The following is a 22,638-nucleotide window of genomic DNA, read 5'->3' on the forward strand; positions in this document are numbered from 1 at the left end:
CAACATCGTCTAGCTGGGAATGGTGGGCTGTCGCAAGATGATGGACAAAACTCGCATCGCCTGACAGAAAGCGCAGATGCTTTCTGAAAACGAAAAGATCCACTTCCATACGCCGGCGAGATTTGCCGATGCGTTCCCTTATCTGGCGCTCGTTGCCGGAAGCCGAACGGCCCGTCCGGAGGAGGCGCCGATCCGCAAGCGGTTCCACCAGCATGTCTTCGTCTACACGACAGGCGGCTGTGGGCTGATCGAGGTGCGTGGACAACGCTTCCTCGCCGAAACGGGCAGCGTCGCCTGGCTCGATACCGCCCAGGCCTACGCGCATAGCTGCGCGCCCGACAATGAAAACTGGTCTTATCTCTGGATGGGAATCGAGGGACACGGGCTTGATGCGCTCTATCAATTCCTCGGCGTGCAGCAGTCGCCGCTGTTCGTGCCCAGGGATCCACCGACGCCACGCGCTGCCTTCGAGGCCGTGAGCGGATATCTTGCGCAACGCTCGCCGGCGACCGATGCCTTGGCGAGTGCGGCCATCTCCGGGCTGATTGCGGACATGATCGGGCCGCGTCTGACCGGTCGTGAGCCGGCCGAGGATGCGCCGGACGAGGACCGTTTGCTGGCTGTTCTTTCAGCGATGCGTGAGGATCTCGCCCGAGCCTGGACCATCGATGATCTCGCGACCCTAGCGCGGCTCAGCCAGTCGCAGCTCTTTCGCCGCTTTCGCGACATGGTGGGCACCACACCGATGGATTGGTTGCGCCACGAGCGCATCAATCAGGCAAAACGTCTGCTGGTCGGCCCCGACGCCAAGGTGTCGGCGGTAGCGGCCGTCTGCGGCTATCCAGATCCCTATCATTTCTCGCGCGATTTCCGGCGGTTGACGGGATACACGCCGACGAAGTTCAGGCGCGATGGCGGCTATTGATGCCGCAGTCGTATCATTCGATTTCGGCGGCCAGCGAGGCCCTGGCGCACCGATGAACCCGACCGGACGACCGGGTCATGCGTTCATTCACACGATCAGGAACGGCTCCTTGAAGAAATGTTCCTCCAGGTTCACGCCTTCGCCGCCGCGGTCGACCACCGCGAAATCCGAGACGTCGTCAAGCGGCGTCAGGATGCCGTGCCAGACATTGCGGGCGATGTTGACGCCCTGGCCCGGCGTGGTCTTGAAGGCGATCGGTTCACCCGGGCCTTCGTCGGTTTCCCGGGATACGACAACGAGAAACGGATTGTCGCTCAAGGGGATGAAGGCCTGGCTGCCGAGCGGATGACGCTCGACCATGGTGAGTTTCAGCGGGAGCGGATAGGGCTCGCCACGCACCAGGCTGATCATCGGTCGGGCCTTCTCGCCCGTGGTCTCGATCTTGGCGAGGTCGTGAAAGCGGGTGCATTTGCCGCCGTTGATGGGGAAGTTGTGGGCATTCTCCGTTTCGATCACGTCGCCGAAGGGCGCAAAGGCCTCCCGGGTCAGTGGCTGTATGACGATCTCCTTCATGCGACGCTCCTCCGTCCAATGTTGATCGATGGCAGCAATTCCGTGGAAAGCCATTTCCCAGGGAATTGCGGTTCAAGTCCGATCATTTCGTTTCCTCGGCGAAACGATCTAAGGTGTGCCGGCCTTCGCAATACGCCCGAAGACACGCAGCCGGCTGACGCCGCCGTCGGGGAAGATGTTGAAACGCACATGGGTCACCGGACCAGAGGCGGCGATTTCGTGGGCTTCATAGCTGTGGATGCTGTCGGCCGCGAGTTTGCGCGGCGGCAGGACCTCACGCCAGAACATCGACGATGCCGTGACGGACGCGGCCACGTCGCAGGCGGCTGCTCCGAGGTCGACCGCCTGCAGCGAGCAGGCGTCGGGATAATTGCCCTTGAAATGGGCGGTATCGACCACGATGCGCTCGACTTCGCCGCGTGCGGCAAGTTTCACGACGATCCAGTCGTTTCCGGGCTCGCGCCGCCGGCGGGTTTCCCAGCCGTCGCCCATGTTGATGCCGCGTCCGGGCGCAAGCAGGCGCTGGTGGCCGTAGTGCCCGTTCGAATAGGCAATGATGCGCCCACCGAGCAGCGACGAAGCGAGGTCGACCACCGTATCGCCGATCGCCGCCCGGTCGAGGGCCGGCGTGCCGTAGGCCTTCAGACGGGCAATGCCTCCGTCCGGATAGATGCGCAGGCGGACATGGCTCCAGACTGCATCCGACTTCGCCTCGAAGTGATGCAGCGCGCTCGGGCCGAGCGGCCGTGGGCACACCAGTTCCGTCCAGACCGTCTCCTCGTTAGGCTCTCCCGGTACCAGGCAGGCGTCGATGGCACAGGCGCTCGGATAGTTGCCGGTGAAATGCGCCGTGTCGACTTCGAAGCCGTGGATACGGCCATTCGCGGCCAGCGCGATGATCGCGTGATCGTTGCCGGGGCCGCGGCGGCGCCGCGTCTCCCAGCCGTCCATCCACTTGCCGTTCTCATCGTAGACGCCGGGGTGATAGACAGGCGGTGCGTCCTGGAGCATGCGCTCGAGCGGCGCGAAGAATTCGTCGCTTGCGAAGACCGGCCGCGCGCCGAGACCGGCGGAGGCGAGGTTGATCGCGTTCAGCGCGAATTCGGGCGGGCGCACGCCGTCGGTCGTCATCGCGGGATCCTCAGCTCGGCAGCATGTCCTTGAGGCGCAGATAGGCGATCCGTTCCACCTGCCGGCACGCCGTCTCGAACTCCGTCTCGCGGTCGTTGTTGATCCGGCTCTCGAAGGCCGCAAGGATTTCACCCTTGGTGCGTCCCTTGACCGCCATGATGAACGGGAACTTGAACTTCTCGACATAGGCAGCGTTGAGCGTGGTGAAGCGCTCGCGTTCGGCATCAGTCAGCGCATCGAGCCCGGCGGAGGCCTGCTCATTGGTCGAGCTTTCGGTGAGCCGTTTCGCCTGCGCCAGCTTGCCGGCGAGATCCGGGTGGGCGATCAGAACGGCAAGCCGCTCCTCGGCCGAGGCTTCGCGGAAGACGGCAGAAAGCGCCGCGGCAAGGCCGATTGCGGTATCGTTGGCGGGCGAAAGCTCGCCCTGGAAGGCGCGCTTGGCTATCCACTTCGAATGTTCAAAGACGCCGCCGAATTTGGCAACGAACGCCTCTTCGCCAAGCCGCGACGGACGATCGTCCCAGGCCTTGTACGGGTAGTTCTCGGTCCAGTAGCGGGCAATGTCGACACGCTTGGCGAGCCAGACCTTTTCATGGCTCTGCACGTAATCGAGGAAACGGGCAAGCGCTGCGGCGCGGCCGGGCCGGCCGACGAGGCGGCAGTGCAGCCCGATGCTCAGCATCTTCGGCGCGCCGGCGGCCCCTTCGGCATAGAGCACGTCGAAGCTGTCTTTGAGATAGCTGAAGAACTGGTCGCCGCTGTTGAAGCCCTGCGGCGTCGCAAAGCGCATGTCGTTGCTGTCGAGCGTATAGGGGATGACCAATTGGTGACGCCCGGCGTGTTCATGCCAATAGGGCAGGTCGTCGGCATAGGCGTCGGAAACATAGTCGAATCCGCCGGCCTCGGTGACGAGGTCGAGCGTGTTGTCGGAACAACGCCCCGTGTACCAGCCGCGCGGACGCTCGCCGGTGACGATGGTGTGCAGACGGATCGCTTCAGTGATCTCCTGGCGCTCGCGCTCGGCTGAGAAGTCCTTGTGCTCGATCCACTTGAGGCCGTGCGAGGCGATTTCCCAGCCGGCATCCTGCATGGCCGCGACCTGTTCCGGCGAACGCTTCAGCGCGGTGGCGACACCGTAGACGGTTGCCGGCACGCCGCGCTCCGTGAACATGCGATGCAGTCGCCAGAAGCCGGCTCGGGCGCCATATTCGTAGATCGATTCCATGTTCCAGTGGCGCTGACCCTGCCAGGGTTGCGCACCGACGATTTCCGACAGGAATGCTTCGGATGCCGCGTCGCCATGCAGCACGCAGTTCTCGCCGCCTTCCTCGTAGTTGATGACGAATTGCACGGCGATCCGCGCGCCGTCGGGCCATGTGATCTTGAAGTTCGGGCCGTGGCCGTGAAGATCGCGGGGGTATCTCATCAAAGCAGTTCCTCCAGACATTTTCGTCTCTGCGCTAAGATTTCTAACGGCATTTCCCCTGACCCATTCCCCCCAAAAAATTTGAAAGTCTCGAATGATCCGCTCGCTACCAAACGGACCGGAATGCCGGAATACTGCGAGGTGGAAAGCTGACTTCGGGAGGAGCGAACAGAATGCAATCTCATGGTGGAAACGCCGGTCGCCTGACGACGCATGTGCTGGATACGGCAAGCGGCAAGCCAGCCGAGGGGCTGCGCATCGAGCTCTACCGGGTCGATGGCGAGCGCCAGACACACATCAAATCGGTCAAGACCAATGATGACGGTCGCTGCGACGAGCCGCTCTTGAGCGGCGAGCGGATGCAGACCGGCACCTACGAGCTGCATTTCCATGCCGGCGATTATCTCGGCGGTGCGAGCCAGCGCGGCGAGAATCCGTTCCTCGACGTGATCCCGATCCGCTTCGGCATCGAGAACCAGGGCGCGCATTACCATGTGCCGCTGCTTCTCTCGCCCTATGGCTACTCCACCTACCGCGGGAGCTGAGACATGACCATCCAGATCCGCAACACCATTCGCTTCCTGCTGAACCATCGCCTGGTCGAGCTTGCCGATGTCTCGCCAGTTCAGACCCTGCTCGATTTCCTGCGCATCGACCGCAACCTGAAGGGCACCAAGGAAGGCTGCGCCGAGGGCGACTGCGGCGCCTGCACGGTGCTCGTCGGCCGTCTGCTCGACGGCAAGCTCAAATATGAATCCGTCAATGCCTGCATCCGCTTCGTCGGTTCGCTCGACGGCTGTCATATCGTGACGGTGGATTCGCTGGCGCAGCCGGCGGGACCCTTGCATCCGGCGCAGCAGGCGATGGTCGATACTCACGCCTCGCAGTGCGGTTTCTGTACGCCGGGCTTCGTGATGTCGCTCTATGGCCTCTGGATGGAAAATCCGAAGCCGTCCATCCCCGAGATCGAAAAGGCGCTGCAAGGCAATCTCTGCCGCTGCACCGGCTACGCCGCGATCATCCGCGCGGCAGAAGCGATCTCGACGATCGGCGATGTCGGCAAGGATCCGCTGGTGGTCGAACGTGATCGGATCGCCGGGGAACTGGCCGCCCTTCAGGATGGTCGCCGGGTGGAAATCGGCTCGGAGACGGAACGCTTCATCCTTCCAGGCTCGGTCGACGATTTCGCCGCCGTGCTCGAATCCAACCCGAAGGCAACGATCGTTGCTGGCTCGACCGATGTCGGTCTCTGGGTGACGAAGTTCATGCGCGACATCTCTCCGGTCATCCACCTGACCCATCTCGAGGAACTGCGCCGGATCACGGTTGACACCGAAGGCGTGACGCTAGGCGCCGGCGTCAGCTATGCCGAGGCCTATCCGGTCATCGTCGAGCACTTCCCGGAACTGACGGAGCTTTGGGATCGCATCGGCGGCCAGCAGGTGCGCAACATGGGCACCGTCGGTGGCAACATCGCCAACGGCTCACCGATCGGCGACACGCCGCCGGCGCTGATCGCGCTTGGTGCATCGATCACGCTGCGCAAGGGCGCTCGCCGCCGCACGGTCGTGCTTGAAGACTTTTTCATCGCCTACGGCAAGCAGGACCGCGAGCCCGGCGAGTTCGTGGAATCCGTGCGCATCCCGTTCGTTTCCGACAACGCCCGCGTGGCCGTCTACAAGGTGACGAAGCGCCTGGACGAGGATATCACCGCCGTTTGTGGCGCCTTCCGTATCGCCTTCGATGCCGGCCGGGTGACTGGCGCGGTCATCGCCTTCGGCGGCATGGCCGCTACGCCGAAGCGCGCCGCGAATGTGGAGGCTGCCCTCAAGGGTGCGGAGTGGACCGAGGAGACGATCGAGCGCGCTGTTGCGGCCTTTGACCAGGATTTCACGCCGCTTAGCGACTGGCGCGCCTCGGCGGAGTACCGCCAACTGGTGGCGAAGAACCTGCTTCGCCGCTTCTATCTCGAAACGCAGTCGAGCGGCCAGATCCGCCTCGATCGTGCCATTGCTGTCGCGGTTTAAGGGAGGAAGCCATGAACGTGATGCAGCCCATCGACCGCATCCGCGGCGGCGTACACGAAAAGGAACGGCACGAGTCCGGCCACAAGCATGTGTCGGGAACGGCCGAGTATATCGACGACATTCCGGAACCCCAGGGCACGTTGCACGGCTATCTCGGTCTGTCGCAGCGGGCGCATGCGGAGATCCTGTCGATCGACTTCGAGGCGGTGTCGAGCAGCGAAGGTGTGATCGGCGTCCTGACGGCGGCCGACATCCCCGGCGAGAATGACATCAGCTCGGCGCACAAGCACGACGAGCCGATCTTCGTCACCGACAAGGTGGAGTTCCACGGCCAGCCGATCTTCGCGGTCGTTGCAACCTCGCGTGAGGCCGCCCGCCGTGCTGCTGCCAAGGTCAAGATCGAATACCGCGATCTGCCACATGTGACCGACGTGCTGGAAGCGGCAGCGGCGAACTATCCATTGGTGATCGATCCGCTGAAGCTCGAGCGCGGCGACATCGAGGCCGGCTTCGCCAAGGCGAAGAACATCCTTGAAGGCGAGATGCGGATCGGCGGCCAGGACCACTTCTATCTGGAAGGGCAGATCTCCTTCGCCATTCCCGGCGAGGACGACGAGGTCCTCGTCTATTCCTCGACCCAGCATCCGAGCGAGACGCAGCACATGGTCGCGACCGTGCTCGGCGTGCCGTCGAATGCGGTCACCGTCAACGTGCGCCGCATGGGCGGCGGCTTTGGCGGCAAGGAAACCCAGGCCAACATCTTCGCGGCCGTTGCGGCCGTTGCCGCGAAGAAGTACCGCTGCCCGGTCAAGGTCCGGCCCGACCGCGATGACGATATGAGTGCGACCGGCAAGCGCCACGATTTCCACGTGGACTACAAGCTCGGCTTTGACGACGAGGGGCGTATCGAAGCAGTTGATGCCGTCTTTTCGGCGCGCTGCGGCTATTCCGCCGATCTTTCCGGACCGGTCACCGACCGCGCGCTGTTCCACGCCGACAATTGCTATTTCTATCCGAACGTGCGCCTGCGCTCGCGTCCGTTGAAGACCAATACGGTCTCCAACACCGCGTTCCGCGGTTTCGGCGGTCCGCAGGGTATGGTCGGCGGCGAGCGGATGATCGAGGAGATCGCCTATGCGGTCGGCAAGGATCCGCTCGAAGTCCGCAAGCTGAATTTCTACGGCGGCGAGGGGCGGAACCTGACGCCCTACCATCAGACCGTGGAAGACAACATCATCGGCCGGATCATCGAGGAGCTGGAAATCTCGGCCGATTACGCCAAGCGCCGCGAGGCGGTGATCGCTTTCAACCGTGAGAACAACGTGGTCAAGCGCGGCATCGCGTTGACACCGGTGAAGTTCGGCATCTCCTTCACCAAGACGGAGTACAACCAGGCCGGCGCTCTCGTGCACGTCTATACGGATGGTTCGATCCATCTGAACCATGGCGGCACCGAGATGGGGCAGGGGCTCTACACCAAGGTCGCTCAGGTGGTGGCCGACGAGTTCCAGGTCAATCTCGACCGGATCAAGGTGACGGCGACGACGACGGGCAAGGTGCCGAACACCTCGGCGACGGCGGCCTCCTCCGGCTCCGATCTCAACGGCATGGCCGCAGCCAACGCCGCCCAGCAGATCAAGGCAAGGCTGGTCAAGTTTGCTGCCGAGCGCTGGAACGTCAGCGAGACGGATGTCGCCTTCGAGCCGAACACGGTGCGGATCGGCGCGGAGCGCCTCAGCTTCAACGAGTTCATCAAGATCGCCTATGGCGCCCGCATCCAGCTTTCGGCTGCCGGTTTCTACAAGACACCGAAGATCCACTGGAACCGCGCGGAAGGTCGTGGACGGCCGTTCTTCTACTACGCTTACGGTGCGTCGTGCTCCGAGGTCAGTGTCGATACGCTGACCGGGGAATACCAGGTCGACCGCACCGATATCCTGCACGATGTCGGCCGGTCGCTGAACCCGGCGCTCGATCTCGGTCAGGTGGAAGGCGCCTTCGTTCAGGGCATGGGCTGGCTGACGACGGAAGAGCTCTGGTGGGACGCCAAGGGCCGGCTGCGCACGCATGCGCCGTCGACCTACAAGATCCCGCTTGCCTCCGATCGCCCGCGCGTCTTCAACACCCGCCTTGCCGAATGGTCGGTCAACCGCGAGGAGACGATCCGCCGTTCGAAGGCGGTGGGGGAGCCACCGTTCATGCTCGGCATTTCGGTCCTCGAAGCCCTTTCGATGGCGGCGGCCAGCGTTGCGGAGTATCGTATAGCTCCGCGCCTCGATGCGCCGGCAACGCCGGAACGGGTGCTGATGGCGATCGAGCGGCTTCGGGTGGCCGCACGGCAGAAAGGGTGAAGAAGGGCTTATCGGTCATGGTAGCGAGCCGCGAGGATATCAGGGACTTTCTCAGACGCGAGCCGGATTGCGTGCTCGTGGAAGTGACGGGTGCTGCGGGTTCGACGCCGCGCGACACCGATGCCTGGATGCTCGTCGCCGCCGAAAGCCTCTTCGGCACGATCGGCGGCGGTCAGCTCGAGTACATGGCGATCGATCATGGCCGGCGGGCGCTGAAGCGTGGTGATGCGCCCGATACGCTGACCATTCCGCTCGGCCCGGAGATCGGCCAGTGTTGCGGCGGGCGCGTGGCGCTCGCCTTCACACGCATCGATCGGGAGAAAGCAGCCATGCTGATTGAACGCAGCGACCTGGAGATCGCCGGCCGGCCGCATGTCTATGTCTTCGGCGCCGGCCATGTCGGCGATGCGCTGGCCATGGCGCTCTCTTTGGTGCCGGTGCGCACCGTTCTCGTCGACACCCGCGAGAACGAGCTTTCGGCCGTCGCCGATATTCCCGGCATCGAAACCTGCCTGACGGCGATGCCGGAAGCCGTGGTGCGTGATGCTCCGCCCGGCAGCGCCTTCGTCATCCTCACCCACGACCATGCGCTCGACTTCCTGATTGCTGCGGAAGCGCTTCGCCGCGACGACGCATCCTATGTCGGGATGATAGGCTCGAAGACGAAGCGCTCCACCTTCAAGAACTGGCTGTCGCGTGAAATCGGCAGGCCGGAGCTTTTCGACCGGCTCGTCTGCCCGATCGGCGGCACGACGGTGAAGGATAAACGGCCGGCGGTCATCGCTGCGCTCGCCGCCGCGGAGGTCATGGCGGCGGCGCTCAATTTCCGCCAACCGGTGCAAGCCGATGCCTCGCGTCGGTCGGCTGCGGCCAAAATTGTTCGCTGACGCCGCCGCCCGACAAGCGGCCCTAGACGTTATGACCGTGGTCTGATCGGCGGCCCGCCCTTAGTCTTTGCGGCTGTAAAGCAAACGGGGGTTGCTCGGGAGCGCCGAGCCTATCCCCAAGCAAGGAAAGGACGGGCCGTGACAGAGGATAACGTTTTTTACGTCGGTGTCGATGTCTCGAAAGCCAAGCACGCGATCGCAATTGCCGAGGGCGGACGCAATGGAGAAGTTCGGTATTTCGGCGAGATCGAGGCGACGCCGGCGGCCGTGGAACGGTTCGTGCGCAAGATGGAGAGCAAGTCTCGACACCTGCACTTCTGCTTATATGAGGAGGGTCCGACCGGTTATGGGCTTTATCGCCAACTCGTTGAACTCGGCCACCGCTGTGATGTCGTAGCGCCCTCGCTGATCCCGAAGCGGGCGGGCGAACGGGTCAAGACGAACCGGCGCGATGCGGTCAGCCTGGCGCGGCTTTTGCGGGCCGGTGAGTTGAAGGGAATATGGGTTCCCGACACGGTGCATGAAGCGGTGCGCGATCTGGTGCGGGTGCGGGCCGCAGCGAGCGAAGATCTGCGCAAGAAACGCCAGCAACTGCTCTCGTTCCTGCTGCGCCATGGTCGCGTGTTTACTGGCCACAAGAATTGGAGCCGTGCGCATGTCCGCTGGCTGGCATCGCAGAAGTTCGACCACCCGGCCCAGCAAATCGTCTTCCAGGACCAGATCGACGTGATCACCGAGGCGCAGAACCGACTGGAGCGGCTGGATGCTCAGCTGGCCGAGCTGGTGCCCAGTTGGTCGATGGCACCGGTGGTCGCGGCCTATCAGCCGCTTCGCGGCGTCTCCTTCCTTGTTGCCGTCACCTTCGTCAGCGAAGTCGGCGATGTACGCCGCTTCGACAACCCGCGGCAGTTGATGGCTTTCCTGGGCCTCGTACCCTCGGAACGGTCGACCGGCGAGACGGTCAAACGCGGCGGCCTGACGCTGGCCGGAAACCGCCGCGCGCGCCGCGCCCTGGTCGAGGGCGCCTGGAGCTATCGCCATCCCGCCAGGGTGACGGAAACCATTCGCGTCCGACTTGAGGGTCTGCCGAAGGCGGTGCGGGAGATCGCCTGGAAAGCGCAGACGCGGCTGTGCGGCCGCTACCGGCGCCTGACGGCTGCGGGCAAGAAGAACCCCATCGTCGTTGCGGCGATCGCGCGCGAGATGGCAGCGTTCCTGTGGGCCATCGGCCACCAGGTCGAACCGGTGCGCTGACGATGCGGTGCGCTGCTACCTTAAAGGTCCAAGTTGCAACCAGCTGCCCCCCAGCGCGGGCGCCGCCTCATTGAGGGGCTTTGCCCGCGCCGGAGCCTCGGCGGACATCAGGGGCAACACGGAGACGGGATGGGCTGCGGTGGGGAATTCCCGCCGACCCTATGTGGCTGGACATCAGAATCCAATGCCCGACTTCTAGACAGGGATGGCCCAAGACGAATTACGGAAGTGCGGTAACCAACCCGCGGATAAGAGCTGGATCAACCGTCGTCTCAAGGCCCATCCCGTCCCCGTGCTGCCCCATCAACGGTAACAAGACCTGTGGCAAGGACATGGGGCCAGTAAATCCGCGGATCACCCTTGACCACGATCATAAGAGAGTCGGCGCTATTCTGTCGCGCCGTTCAGGTGAAGCGCAAAACTGCGTGCATCCGGGGCCGCGACCTCTGGGCGAAGCTCCAGCGTCGGGATCACATAATCCCCACCATTCTGCCGGCGATAGGGAATGGGCGCAGTCGTCGCCAGTGTGCGCATCCTCTGCCGCAGACACTCGGCTGTCGCTTCAAAACCGGCGGCGTCGAGGCTGTCGACCCGATAGGCGACGAAGGGCGGCAGCACGTCGTAGCCGGGATAAAAGAGGATGCCGTGGTTGATCGGGAACAGCAGGTCGTCGATCGGCCCGTTGACCCCGCGCGGCGAATAATGCTCCTGCCAGCCGCCTGTCGTCACCACCAGCATGGCGCGTTTTCCGGCAAGCGTGCCCTCACCAAACCGCTTGCCCCAGTATCTGTCGCTGTGCTCGCCGACGCCATAGGCAAAACCATAGGCATAGACGCGATCGACCCAGCCCTTGAGGATCGCCGGCATCGAATACCACCACAGCGGAAACTGCAGGATCAAGGCATCGGCCCATAGCAGCTTTTCCTGTTCGGTCTTGACGTCAGGGGTCAGCGTATCGGTGGCGAAGGCCTCCTTCGATGCGCGGCTCGGTTTGAAACGCGTGTTCGCGGCAAGGGCCGGAAAGTCGGCGCGGTCGATTTCGGACTTCCAGCCTTCGGCATAGAGGTCAGTTACACGAACCTCGTGGCCCTCGACCTCAAGCGCCTCGACGGCAACATCGCGCAGTGCGCCGTTGAGCGAGCGGGGTTCGGGGTGGGCATAGACGAGCAGAACTTTTGTAAAAAGCAGCGTAGTTTGGCCTGGCGCGTTTGTAGTGCATTGATTATATTGATAAATTTGTGAGCTTCGGCAATGTGGTTTGTCCCAAGGTGAGCTCAATAATGGCCCGGGTAGAGCGGCTCGTTGACCTAAAGGCACAAAAAAACCGGGCTGCGCCCGGTCGATATTTGGTTCACTATGGAATCTAAACGGGCGTTGGCCCGGTCTCACTGGTCATCGCCATCGTGCGGGAGGCGAGGCTCGAGTTCCGCGCGACAAGCCGGGGCGTTCAGCCCACGCTGAGCTGCGACTCTCGCTTTTGTCGCTATCTGGTAAAAACTGTCACCATGTCTTCCTGCACCAAAATCTGGTGCAATCGAACCATTTTTTGGTGCAGTACAATGAAACAACCGAGGGATCGATCACTTCCGCCGCCCGTGTCGTAGACGCAGGCTGAAGGCGCGCTGCGATCTCCGAATTTGATGTTGGGTGCGACATCCCATCCGTTGTGATCGTCCTGCTCATTCCGAAGGTGCAAACCGTTTAGAGAACGATTGAGGATTGGTGGTTGCTGCTACTTAGCAGCTATTTTTTCGCCCACCTCGGCGGGGTCGACAAGAAGCGCTTCACATCTCCAGCCGACTGTCGCGAGTTTGCTCTCAAACAGGAGCTTGATGACGTCTTTGACCGTACAGCCCGCTCTCTTGGCAGCATCGCCGATACTCGTCATCCGGGGCGAGACGAGATCCACCGTAACGCGATCTCTCAGCTCTGTTTGGAAGCGTTCTAGCTCGATCCTCGTGAAATACGGGATCACGTGACCGCCGTCACGAAGACTGAGCAGCGGCTTGAGCCAGCCCAAATCGATGACGGCCCGGAGATGCTCGATATTCATGTGAAGGCAATCCCTTGCCTGCCCAAATGAAAGTGCGGACTTAACGTTCTCAAGCAGTGCGTCAGCGGAGGATGCATCGACGAGCGGGCGCTTCTGATCGTTTCCAGGTTTCATAGGAAGAAGCCCGCCGGCGCGAAGCAGCGTGCGCACTTCTGTCACTTTCAGCCCGTGCGTCTTTGCTGCAGTGCTGACGCTGTGCCACTTGCGTTCGGAAACAGGCCCGAACACCTCGTCGCCTGGACCACAGGGGAGACGGCTGTTCGCCTCGTCACGGAAGATGTCGCGGATGCTCTCGAAGCCTGGATCGCGTTCACGCGACTTCAGGACCCGATAGAGTTTCCCGAATACGGCTGCCGGATGCACGGAAATCCTGCTTGCGAAGTACTGTGAGCATAGAGACCCGATGAAGTTTCGAAAGCCGCTCTCGCCCCCGCACATAATTTCAAATCCCGCCTTTCCCGCCTGGTGCCATTGTGCATCGGAGACGTCCTCGAGGCTGATCTTCGTACCGAGGAGCGCAGCAACACCCACCCACTCGGTCGTTTTGATGGCAGCATAGAGCGGCATTTTGTCGAGAAGTGCGCCGGCCGAGCCGCGGCCAGCGAGCCGGCCGGCTACGTAGTGTTCCAGCCTGGAGGGCTCCTGAGCCTGGGCGCGCTCAAGATGCGCTCGCATCGCCGGGCGTTCCCAGTTCAAACGAACCGCAAAATCATAGACCGCGCTGCGAGAGGTCTTTTCCGAGGTGACGAGCTTCGTTCGGTGGACCAGGCATGTGCGAATGGCAGAGACTGACCAGTTGATCCGGGCATATGGCCGCTCGCCGCGACGGCCGATGCCAGTTGTTTCGTCTTCGGCAACACAATGAGGGCAGAAGCGAAGGCGCTGCCTTTGAAGCTGCGTTCGCGGCACGCATTCGTCACCGATCCAAAGTCGTGTGCCGTCGGCGACCATGAACGTGTCGACGCAGCAAAGCTCGCGCTGAGGGCGGCGCGAATAGAGATGCACGCTTTCCTCGAAGTCGACGTGCTCAAAGTAGTCCAGGTAAGCCTGATCGATCCCCCGGCGGTCGCTTTCCGCCATCTCGAGCGCGAAGTGAAATGCAGTGACGAAGGAGTCTTCGTCCAGTCCGCGTCGGTCCAGCGACGCGTAGACCGAGGTGAGGTCGGACATGTTGAGCAGACGAGGGGTAGCGTTGCAGGAAGTCATCTTGTGACCCTTTCCAATTGAACCAAAATTTTGAGTGTTCCGTGCGAGGCTGGCCGGCCCCTAGACGACCGGGTCTTTGAGCGTCCGGCATATTATGGGCGCCCGATTTCGCGGGATGCGGCGGGCGGTGGGCCGGAGAAAAATGAACGGCATGCCTTGTCCTTCCTGACGAAGAGAGCGGTCGCAATGAACGGGCGGGAGCGATCACTGCCCGGGCGCTTGGTGCGGGTGCTTCCTAGTGGTGGCTGCGAGGGCGGCCAGCGGCGGAGGAGGCACTGTTCACGTGAATGGACTGCGCTGCCGGGGATTTCTTGCGGCGCCTGACCGAGCGTGGTTCGGGAAACTCGATGTGGATCAGGTCGTCGGGGTCGCACAGACCCAGGTCTTCGTCGAGTTCCGACATGCCGTAGTTTCGAAAGAGGCTGTTGATTGGGTCGTGCATAGAGGATTCCTTGCGTCGATTGATCTCAGGTTCACGGGGCAGCCGAGATCCGGCGAGACCGGTGGGCGTTGAAGCTGGCTCCAGAGAAGGAGTGACCAGAAAAGCGCGCACGGGTTCTCGTTCTGCGAAATGGCAGCCTCGTGATCCATCAGATGTTGTTGAGGTGCTCGGGTGCGGCGAGCGGCGCTTAGGCGGCGCTGCCTATGCAGGCGACTGCCGCCGCCTGGTCGTGAGACGTCATCGTCTCGATGATTTTCTTCTCGGCTTGCGCCGGAACGAGCGTACCGCCGGTCCACTGGACTTCCCGGATCAACAACTCACCTTTGTAATGATCCAGCAAGACTGCAAATTCATCGAAAGTGGGGATGCGCTGAGGGCGCCGGGAAGCTTTGGCGATCCCAACGATTTTCCGGACGAGCGCGATATGATGCGCTTCAACGTCCGGATCGAGCTTGTCTGCGCAGCCGACGACTGTAATCATCATAAGAGCGATCATGTTGCTGCAGCTGGTTCCGAAACGGCTCTCCATCCACGCGGTCAGTGAGGGGTGGAATTCAAGGTCTGCGATGGGAACTGTCATGTCTACTCCATGCAGGGCGTCTGCCCGTTGACGCCAAAACTGTAGGCCAACGATCTGACGCTTGTCACTCGGATTTCGAGGGGTGCGCGATTGGGTGCAACCGTGAGTGTTCTGAATGCTACACGGCCAGGGCGAATTTCACATCGCTGAAAACGTACCTGTTTCGTTCCTCATGAGGAATGCGATCGGGTGGTCAACAGGCGCCTGCTTAGCGGCATCCTATGACCTAGACGTCCATCACCCGGGGCGGGCCTTGTATTCGGGTCGTTCGCATAGATGGACTCCAGTGGCGATCTTTCGCACCTATTTCGACGCCGTTTTGGGCGGGCGTCAAATCGAGTCTGAAAAAAATCTGATTATCGTTAACACGGCTAATTCTGCGTTTCGGCAGTCCGTACATGACGATGGCGGTCAAGCGATCATCAGGAACCTGCCGAATCCTTCCGACTTTTGGCGCGTACCTGGGGCAGTAGTGCGGGGCCGTTGGCCGTTGTTGTTCCTTGCATGTCCTCGCATGACGATCACCTCGACGAAACGAAAGCCGAGGGTGCCGCATGTTCATGAAGAACCGTATGCTGGAAATTAGGGAAGCTCTGGGCCCACGTCTGGAGACCTTGGGGCTGACCTGTGAGGTGAAGCAAGACGGTCATTTTCTCCGAGTCATGTTCGAACGGCCCGGAGAACAGAAATGGCGCTCTCCTATCGAGATCTGGTTTATCGAGGAACTCAATTCTCAGTACAGCGAGGCTTCGTGGGAGGAGGCTGACGTAGTCCGCAACGCGGTCGCCGCCGAGCCGATGGGATCGAACGGCTGGGTATATTACGAAACCGTGGGGCGGGAGCACTGGAACGCGGATTCGGCACAATACGCGTTCGATCTCGTATCGGAGATGCTCGGCAAGGAAGCGCTCTATCCCACCGGCAGGAATATTCCGAATGTGCCAAACAATGGTGAGCTCTCGTACATATGGGGCGAGTTCGTCGAAGAACTGGGAAAGGAATTCGACCTCCGTGAGTCCGAGTTCGCACTCTCCCGAAACGAGGCCGGTAGCGACATCGTCTCCTTCGAGTATCTCGACAGCCAGTTTGAACTCGTGTGGCTGGCTCGTGGTGCCGAAGCGGTGTTACTCGTTGATGGCGAGGAGCGGGCGCGATGCGACAGTTTAGGGCCGGTTGTCATTAGAATGATGATCCGCCAGCTAGTTGACGCTCAATTGCGCTACTGACATCCCGAGGACATTTCAGGGGTGGAGCGAATCATCCAAGGTAGCATCCCAGGATTCTCGCCACATTCTCATTTCCCTTTCCTCACGCGCCATTGGCGACAAGTACATCCGGCCCCTCAAATGCTGGGTCGGCGCCCAGTCCTTCGGAACCCTCAAGGTGCGGCGTATGCCGGAAAACCTTTGAACGATTTCAATCGTCCTGTACGACGGTTCCACCGGATGACGCCCGGTCGCCGTGAACGGCTCGGTCAGCGCTGTCCTGACATCGATTGCCTCCCCGGTGAGCGCCGAATATATCGCCAAGCCAACGTATTTCGCCAAGGCGGGTGGCACCGCAGTCTCAAGTAAACGCCCGCTCCACCATATCTCGTCGGCTACGTGCCAATCGGCTGGGAAACCCTGCAACCGCTTCAACATTTCCGGGGTGAGTCGGATTTTGAACCCAGGTTTGCGAGTGTCTGAGGGCGACAGAGGCGAGGTCGTGTAACCGGTGATATCGATTCCGAGTTTCGCCCAGCGCTCCACCACGCGACCGTTGTCCCAGGTCAATACCGGCGGCGCCAGTTCATGGGAGCACCGGTCCGTCCAGGCCGCGCTCCACTGTTTGTACCGACGACGATCGTGCCGCTTCTCTTTTCCATCCCATTTACGCGATCCGATCAAGCCGCCTATCGCATCCGTCAGGGTGGTGCGGAGAGGACTGGTGATGACCGGCATGTGAAACTTGGCAATGTGTCCGTCGCGCATTCCGACCAACACCCCGACCGGGCTGTCTTGCGGAACTCCGATGATCGACACGTCAACCTTATGCCATTGCACTTCGTAGCCCATTGCGCGAACACTCAGTTCGAATTCCTTCCTGAAGTGCTCCTTCCTCTTTTCGAGCACGCGCGGATCCAAGCAGAAGAAGAATGCAGTTGGTTTCAACGCCTCGACGGCCTCGAGGGCGTAGCCAAAGTCCTCGTAGTTGTAACTTTTCCCGCCATTTCGATTTTGCGGAGAGAAGGGGCGCAGCGTGGTGCCGCCCGTCAACAGCGTGATCTCCTGCTCGACTCCGTCAACGAACGACGCTTTGCGTTTGAAAGAAACAGGCGAGGTGTGCACCTGCCAGCGTTGCCGGTTCCTCATTAATAGGCGTTGCGCGGAAGGCCAGTATTCGTAAAGGGCGAGAGGTTTAAAGCCAGCTGTCTCCAGACCTAGCGAAGCCCCACCCAGCCCAGCGGCGATGTCGACCATGCTGAACTGTTGAGTCGGGATTGTATCGAGCGTCGCCTTGCTGCGTTCGGCGCGCGGCGGCCAGACACGGCTCTTCTGTCCCGCGAGGAATTGGACGCATTTGTACAAGGCTCTCGCGTCTATGCTGCCCGGCTTTAGGTCGAAAGCAACGAACTTTCTGGCCTCCAGATCCCTCAGAGCGTGCCAGCTGAACGCAATAGAAGCCCCAAGGCTGTTGGTTACAGAGAGATCCATGACGTCCGCCCGCTCGACATGCGCGGTTCCAAAAAACATCTCAAGCAATGTGCGGATTTCAGTCGCCTTCCTTGAGATCGACAGTTCCGTGGCGACGTAGTCTTTATTCTCACGGTCATAGTCTTCCTCGCACCAGCCTTCGTCGCCGAATTCGAACAATTCGTGTAGAAGAAGGAAATCCTCGGTCAGATGATCCATGAGCGCGAGGAGTTCGCGCGCCTTGGCCACGAGCGAGCGCGTCGGCCATCTATGGTCTGCAACGAGGCCCTGTCGCGCCGTTAGATTGGCTGCTTCCCACAACTCGGCCGCCCCCACCTTTCGCGCAAGTGTGGCCCGGATCATCTCACCGTTGAGCTTCTCTCCCCTTTGCAGCCTTGCGATGCATTCGGCCCAGCTGTCTTCGTCACTGTTTGCAAGGATTCGCAGGACTTCCGGGGACAGCATCAAGCCCGAGATGGCTTCCGCGTGTTCGAGGAGCCTTGAGTGAGCGCAGACTTGGATCTTCGCCTCCTCGTAGGAGAAGCCGACCTCGGAGCGGAGCCACTCCAGAAGCTCGCCCTCCGGTGTGCCTGGATGAGCGGCCCTCAAGGATTTCACCTCGGCGGCCATCTCGACAATATGCGCGGACATTTTACGGCGAAGAGACAGAAGCCTCCTATTTCCCAGAGTGAATGCTTCTGACGAGAACGTTTCATTGCCGGGCTGGGTCTGTTCGGACTGACCTTGGGTCATCATCTCTCTCCACGCGCTTCAAAGCGATCGCTTCGGACTTGGTCAGGCCCCTAATAGCAATGTGAGGTTGCGGCCCTGATAAAGGATTCGATAAAAGTCGAATCCTTCAGCTGAGTGCCCTCCATGGTCTCGCCCAGTGTAAGACCATCTCAAGATAGAACGGGAACCCAGTGCCGCTTGGCCGCTAAATAGACGCCGTCGCCGTCCTGCATCATCTAAGGAACGCCGGCATCTGCTCGTCGCTCAGCAGCCCGATGTGCGGGAGGACGATTCGCCCAAGTAAATTTTAAGCTGGGTATAATTCTACGACACCCAGCGGGAAGTCATCGATCCGGCGCGCCGCCGCTTCCAATCCTGGACGTTCTCGCGGGAGCCAATCGACGGGCCCCGGCAACGCTCTTCGTCAAATAAAAAGCCGACGGTAAGAGGGTGACACTCCTACTGAGGCGCTCTTCTTGGCCGCAGGCGCCAACTAGGGAGCGACTGCGGTCTCATCCTGTCGAAAGATGCAATAGATGAAATCGACTTCGTCGTGATCGTCTCCGCGACTGTCGTCCATAATGTTCGTGATCCGACCGACTAAAATCTCGCCTTGATCGTTCTCGGCCATGAATACTTCGCCGACGCCGATTGTATAGGAACGGGACGAACTGTCGAAATCGTCGATGCTGAGCGCCCGTCCCCGCTCCGCATCCTTCACTCTTGCTATACGTTTTGTCGATCCGTCTCGATAAAGATGGATGTGTTCTTTGCTCGCCTTGCTGAAAGCAAGAGTGACCGAGAGGGCGCCATAGTTCGCACTGAATCGTCCGTCGAACGTCGAGTAGTCGAACCTTGCTCTCTGCAATCGCAAACGAGGCCGGGTGGTACGCGTGAAGATCGGAACACTAGTGGCCACCTTTATCGCGTTGTTGGCCTGTCGTTCCAGGGTCTTCACTTCTGTGACGACCTCCGGAGGGGCTTTCATCTCCTCCAACAAGTCACCGAGTGCCGAGAGGCGGATGTTCCTCCCGCCCGTGGCGATACTCGTCGATCAACTCGGGTCGCGGATAAACGCGTTCATTGTCAGTGCGGACGAACCAGTCGGCTTTCTCCTCACCTGTTACGAAGATGAGGTCCTTCTTGTGCGCGCCAGCAAGCTTTAAGAGCGTCTTCCAAATGATGAAGTCCCCTATGCCGGTGTCTTCCTTATTGGAGTCTTTGTAACCGGGGGGCGTCTTGTTGGACCTGCGCGTATCCCATTCCTTAAGGAGCGCGTCTCTCTCATCATCGATTTCGACGACTCGACCGTCGCGGAAGACTTCGTCATAGACTTGCGAAACCGGATCGTTGCCTCTCCATTCTCGCATACGTGACAAAATCTTGGATTGGGCGTTCTTGTAGTCTGCCCATGCTGCGGCGAGAGTTTCCGCGGCCGCGGTGACATCCTCGTATACCTCCACTCCATCGAGCAAAGGCGACAGCTTTTGATCCGGAAGCTGTACGCGCGAGGTCTTGTCTTTCAATGCTTTGAGCATGTCCGCAAGCTTGCGGTCTCGGTTCTTAATGAACTCACGAGCCACACGCCCAGGCAGGAAAAGTCGCCTTGCGGCGGCAAGCCCGCGCAGCACCTTTGCAAGTTCCGTCAAGTCCTGGCTGCCGATCTGGTAAGGCAAGAGAAGAGCGTTCGTGTCGAATACGACAAGCGTCTCTGCAGTGTCGGCTGACCCGACATGAGATGCCGAAAACAAGGTCGATGCGTCTGGGTACAGATCTTCCAGCAAAAACACCGGCTGATCGGCCGAGGCAGCATCTTTGCTGGGGCCACCCTTGTTTGCGCCCGCATTGACGTCGGCCTTGTTGTTCATCGTGCTACCATCGCTTCTCATTTACCTGGAAACATTGAAAGCGCTTTCTATGTTGCCGACAATCACCAGGTGTCGTGCAGTTCGCGAAATCAACAACAATTCAGAGTCTTCGATCTCAGGCAGCCAAGGCCGTACCGCCATCGGTCTCCAGTGTCCGCAGATACCTTATCCCGGCGTGGCGTCGATCGTGCCTCGGCCTGGCCGTGTCCGAGACGCGAGCCAATGACCCAATCGGCTTATTTAAAGTCGAGTGATGGCTAATACGCACGTACAACTTGCGCATATTAGCGTTGCATGATAGTCATTTTGAAACTTCAGCTTGGGAGGGCAACATGGTTGATGTGCTCATATCTGCAGGGCATGAAGGCAGGACTTCCGGAAATACAGGGGCGAGCGGGACCGGACGGAATTCGCAGATCCGTTGGACCCCCATTGTCGCTGATCGCGCTACCGAGGTTCTACGCGCCGCTGGCGTCGAGGTTGAGAGGCAGCCCGCCGACTTTCCCGCGGGGCGGCGGGCGACCATAGCAATATTCATACATTTCGACGGATCAGAGGAGCCGTGTTCGTCCGGCGCGTCTGTTGGCTACAAAGGTCCGTCCGACCAGCCTTTGGCGACAGCTTGGAAACGGCTCTACAAGGAATACTGGCCCTTCGAATGGATGGAGGACAACTTTACAGAAAACCTAAGCGGCTATTTCGGTTATCGACTCGTCGATACGACTGATGGCGAAATGGTCGTGGAGCTCGGCGAAATTTCCTGCCCGAAGCAGGAGGCTTGGCTAAAGCCGAGACTCGAGATGCTCGGCGAGCTCATCGCGCATTTCGTCTCGCAGAGACTCGGTAAAGGCAACATACCAAAGCCCGACAAAATTAGTTGATACCCACACCGCGCTTCGACGCATTTTGGGCGCTTCGGTCACCGGCGCAACGTGACCTGTCGCTCCGACTCTCAACCTTGTTGCTCAAGGAGGTAGCTATGGTAGCGAACGAGCCTCAATTGGTCGAAGACGATCCGTTGTTGCTTCTTGATCGCGGTTCCGACCTCTATTCCATGCAGAAGATGTTCAATGCGTCCGGTTCTTCGCGCCGGGTGTTCTCGGAGGTACATTTCCACCGGCCGGAGGATCCCGATCTGACGCTTGGAATGGGGCATTGGATCCTCGACAACATCGCGCGCCTATTTAGCCGACTGAGGGCGGACAACAAGCTCTGGCAGGAAGTCACGGCCACATGGGCGGCGCAGCTGACGAGAGAACAGTGGGTTCAGTTCCGCGAAGAGACGGGAATCGATGAGCGTGGGGGGGCGGGTCTCGCAGCGGGTCTTGAGCGTGTCGTTTGCGCAGCAAATCCGGGGTCCAAGCAAGTGAAGGGTCAACTGGAGCCTTGGGCGTCCAAAGTCGGAGAGAGTTTCAACAGCGAGACCCATTGGTTCACGAGCGGCTGGAAACGTGTCAGCAGGCTCAGGCCGGTGGCGATGGTCCAATTGTCGTACTGGACAGAAAGTGTCTTAGTCCAGGGTGTGAATGACGCCACCGCGAGAGACATTCATACGCGGGGTGGTATGGCTTCCATCATATCCGCTCGGAGCAGCGGGATTGCCGCAACTATGTTTAGCGCTGGAAGCGTTGAGGCGCGTGCGACGCATGGGGGGCTAACCCGCCGCTGGTCTCTGGTAGAAGTTCCGAACGCAGCTCGGCCTTTCTCAGACGCAGGCCTTTCGAAAGAAGAACTCCTTGAGGATTGGCGTGCGGTCGTTGCCTGGCAATATTACGCGATGAGAAAAGGTAAGCTTCGCGGGCGGATGAAGTCTATTTGGGCGGCATACTATGAAGATAGCTGGGGGCCACTGAATCGCTCCTCCTTGTCCGATGCAACCGAAGTGCCAAGGCATCGCGGCCGTCCAATGGATGCTAGATCGTTTGATTTCACCCTTGATCTCCGCTCGTGAAAATTGCGTCACGAGGCGGAAGAATGGGATCCGCTCGCAATGACCTCCCGTCCATCTGCCGACCAACAGGTCGTTGGCCCACTTGGCGCGATCTCGCGCACAACCGAATCGTCTGTTTCGCCGCGGGGCGGGCGACCTTATTATCGCTGGGTGTGGCGGCTGTTAGAGTAATCTAAAATTGTAATTTACAATTTGCAAATATTGTGTAACGTCGAATGCAATCAAGGATACGGGAGAGGGCAATGAAGAAAGTTAGTCTAGCTGTTGCTACAATAATTGCCCTTTCGTTGGGGGCGTCGTCTTGCACGACGACTGATAATCCGATCTCAAGGATTTCCGATCTCACCAAGCAGGGGTGCCGGTTTGTACCCACCTTCGCCACGATCTTTGAACTTGTTCGTCAGTTTGGCGGGCCGAATCTGGCTCCGGTCGAAGAAATCGCGAAAAAGATTTGCGCCGTGGTCGCGCCGGACGGCAAAGCTCTCAAAGCTCTGCCGCCAGGAGAGTCCTACGGCAAAATCAAGAAAGTGGATATCTACGGAAGCTTCGAGTAGGTG

The 22,638-nt window shown here is 60.4% G+C and carries 20 protein-coding genes; 10 read left to right on the forward strand and 10 right to left on the reverse strand.

Going from position 1 to position 22,638, the window contains the following annotated elements:
* Window positions 1–76 precede the first annotated feature (76 nt).
* Entirely contained in the window at window positions 77–925 is an 849-nt protein-coding gene (locus AC1Z3V_RS10545; protein WP_483498683.1) for a helix-turn-helix transcriptional regulator, read from the forward strand.
* Between the two features lie 87 nt (window positions 926–1,012).
* Here the strand turns inward: AC1Z3V_RS10545 and AC1Z3V_RS10550 are convergent, their stop codons facing one another.
* From AC1Z3V_RS10550 to puuE, 3 genes are all read right to left on the reverse strand, one after another.
* Window positions 1,013–1,498, reverse strand: a complete 486-nt coding sequence (locus AC1Z3V_RS10550) for an ureidoglycolate lyase (RefSeq protein ID WP_429811268.1) — start codon at window positions 1,496–1,498, stop codon at window positions 1,013–1,015.
* 108 nt (window positions 1,499–1,606) lie between these two features.
* Window positions 1,607–2,629 carry an allantoicase gene (gene alc, locus AC1Z3V_RS10555; protein ID WP_483498684.1) on the reverse strand — a complete coding sequence of 341 codons (1,023 nt, stop codon included), beginning with the start codon at window positions 2,627–2,629 and terminating at the stop codon, window positions 1,607–1,609.
* Window positions 2,630–2,639: 10 nt separating this feature from the next.
* Window positions 2,640–4,055 (reverse strand): allantoinase PuuE, encoded by a 1,416-nt coding sequence (gene puuE / locus AC1Z3V_RS10560; RefSeq protein WP_483498686.1) that lies wholly within the window; start codon window positions 4,053–4,055, stop codon window positions 2,640–2,642.
* A 173-nt stretch (window positions 4,056–4,228) separates the two neighbouring features.
* Here puuE and uraH point away from each other — a divergent pair, with 173 nt between their 5' ends.
* The 5 genes from uraH (at window position 4,229) to AC1Z3V_RS10585 (ending at window position 10,574) form a co-directional block, all read left to right on the forward strand.
* Complete coding sequence (gene uraH, locus AC1Z3V_RS10565; protein ID WP_173518682.1) at window positions 4,229–4,600, forward strand: hydroxyisourate hydrolase; 372 nt, start codon at window positions 4,229–4,231, stop codon at window positions 4,598–4,600.
* 3 nt (window positions 4,601–4,603) lie between these two features.
* Window positions 4,604–6,082: a xanthine dehydrogenase small subunit gene (xdhA, locus tag AC1Z3V_RS10570; protein WP_483498687.1), complete on the forward strand. Its 1,479-nt coding sequence runs from the start codon at window positions 4,604–4,606 to the stop codon at window positions 6,080–6,082.
* Between the two features lie 11 nt (window positions 6,083–6,093).
* On the forward strand, window positions 6,094–8,433 hold the full coding sequence (gene xdhB / locus AC1Z3V_RS10575; protein ID WP_483498688.1) for a xanthine dehydrogenase molybdopterin binding subunit: 2,340 nt from the start codon (window positions 6,094–6,096) through the stop codon (window positions 8,431–8,433).
* A gap of 17 nt (window positions 8,434–8,450) precedes the next feature.
* A complete protein-coding gene (xdhC, locus tag AC1Z3V_RS10580; RefSeq protein ID WP_483498690.1) occupies window positions 8,451–9,320 on the forward strand; it encodes a xanthine dehydrogenase accessory protein XdhC in 870 nt (289 codons plus the stop codon).
* A 138-nt stretch (window positions 9,321–9,458) separates the two neighbouring features.
* The gene (locus tag AC1Z3V_RS10585; RefSeq protein WP_483498692.1) at window positions 9,459–10,574 is read left to right on the forward strand and encodes an IS110 family RNA-guided transposase; all 1,116 of its coding nucleotides are present in this window, start codon (window positions 9,459–9,461) and stop codon (window positions 10,572–10,574) included.
* Window positions 10,575–10,961: 387 nt separating this feature from the next.
* On the opposite strand, the gene AC1Z3V_RS10590 is transcribed toward AC1Z3V_RS10585, so the two are convergent.
* The 4 genes from AC1Z3V_RS10590 to AC1Z3V_RS10605 form a co-directional block, all read right to left on the reverse strand.
* A complete protein-coding gene (locus tag AC1Z3V_RS10590; protein ID WP_483499635.1) occupies window positions 10,962–11,762 on the reverse strand; it encodes an NAD(P)H-dependent oxidoreductase in 801 nt (266 codons plus the stop codon).
* Window positions 11,763–12,306: 544 nt separating this feature from the next.
* A complete protein-coding gene (locus AC1Z3V_RS10595; RefSeq protein ID WP_483498694.1) occupies window positions 12,307–13,833 on the reverse strand; it encodes a TniQ family protein in 1,527 nt (508 codons plus the stop codon).
* Between the two features lie 235 nt (window positions 13,834–14,068).
* On the reverse strand, window positions 14,069–14,275 hold the full coding sequence (locus AC1Z3V_RS10600; protein ID WP_483498696.1) for a hypothetical protein: 207 nt from the start codon (window positions 14,273–14,275) through the stop codon (window positions 14,069–14,071).
* Window positions 14,276–14,462: 187 nt separating this feature from the next.
* On the reverse strand, window positions 14,463–14,855 hold the full coding sequence (locus AC1Z3V_RS10605; RefSeq protein WP_483498697.1) for a hypothetical protein: 393 nt from the start codon (window positions 14,853–14,855) through the stop codon (window positions 14,463–14,465).
* A gap of 554 nt (window positions 14,856–15,409) precedes the next feature.
* Here AC1Z3V_RS10605 and AC1Z3V_RS10610 point away from each other — a divergent pair.
* On the forward strand, window positions 15,410–16,081 hold the full coding sequence (locus AC1Z3V_RS10610) for a hypothetical protein (protein ID WP_483498699.1): 672 nt from the start codon (window positions 15,410–15,412) through the stop codon (window positions 16,079–16,081).
* Between the two features lie 15 nt (window positions 16,082–16,096).
* Here AC1Z3V_RS10610 and AC1Z3V_RS10615 read toward each other — a convergent pair whose 3' ends face one another.
* The 3 genes from AC1Z3V_RS10615 to AC1Z3V_RS10625 all read right to left on the reverse strand — a co-directional run bounded on the left by AC1Z3V_RS10615 (window position 16,097) and on the right by AC1Z3V_RS10625 (window position 20,130).
* Window positions 16,097–18,283, reverse strand: a complete 2,187-nt coding sequence (locus AC1Z3V_RS10615) for a DNA cytosine methyltransferase (protein ID WP_483498701.1) — start codon at window positions 18,281–18,283, stop codon at window positions 16,097–16,099.
* A 472-nt stretch (window positions 18,284–18,755) separates the two neighbouring features.
* On the reverse strand, window positions 18,756–19,259 hold the full coding sequence (locus AC1Z3V_RS10620) for a hypothetical protein (protein ID WP_483498703.1): 504 nt from the start codon (window positions 19,257–19,259) through the stop codon (window positions 18,756–18,758).
* Window positions 19,260–19,263: 4 nt separating this feature from the next.
* A complete protein-coding gene (locus AC1Z3V_RS10625; RefSeq protein ID WP_483498705.1) occupies window positions 19,264–20,130 on the reverse strand; it encodes a PIN domain-containing protein in 867 nt (288 codons plus the stop codon).
* 332 nt (window positions 20,131–20,462) lie between these two features.
* Between AC1Z3V_RS10625 and AC1Z3V_RS10630 the strand changes: the two genes are divergently transcribed.
* From AC1Z3V_RS10630 to AC1Z3V_RS10640, 3 genes are all read left to right on the forward strand, one after another.
* Complete coding sequence (locus AC1Z3V_RS10630; RefSeq protein WP_483498707.1) at window positions 20,463–21,011, forward strand: N-acetylmuramoyl-L-alanine amidase CwlD; 549 nt, start codon at window positions 20,463–20,465, stop codon at window positions 21,009–21,011.
* Between the two features lie 98 nt (window positions 21,012–21,109).
* Window positions 21,110–22,081, forward strand: a complete 972-nt coding sequence (locus AC1Z3V_RS10635) for a hypothetical protein (protein ID WP_483498709.1) — start codon at window positions 21,110–21,112, stop codon at window positions 22,079–22,081.
* A gap of 242 nt (window positions 22,082–22,323) precedes the next feature.
* Complete coding sequence (locus AC1Z3V_RS10640) at window positions 22,324–22,635, forward strand: hypothetical protein (protein WP_483498711.1); 312 nt, start codon at window positions 22,324–22,326, stop codon at window positions 22,633–22,635.
* Window positions 22,636–22,638: the final 3 nt, after the last annotated feature.

It is taken from the genome of Ensifer sp. 38_S197 (genome assembly GCF_056924495.1).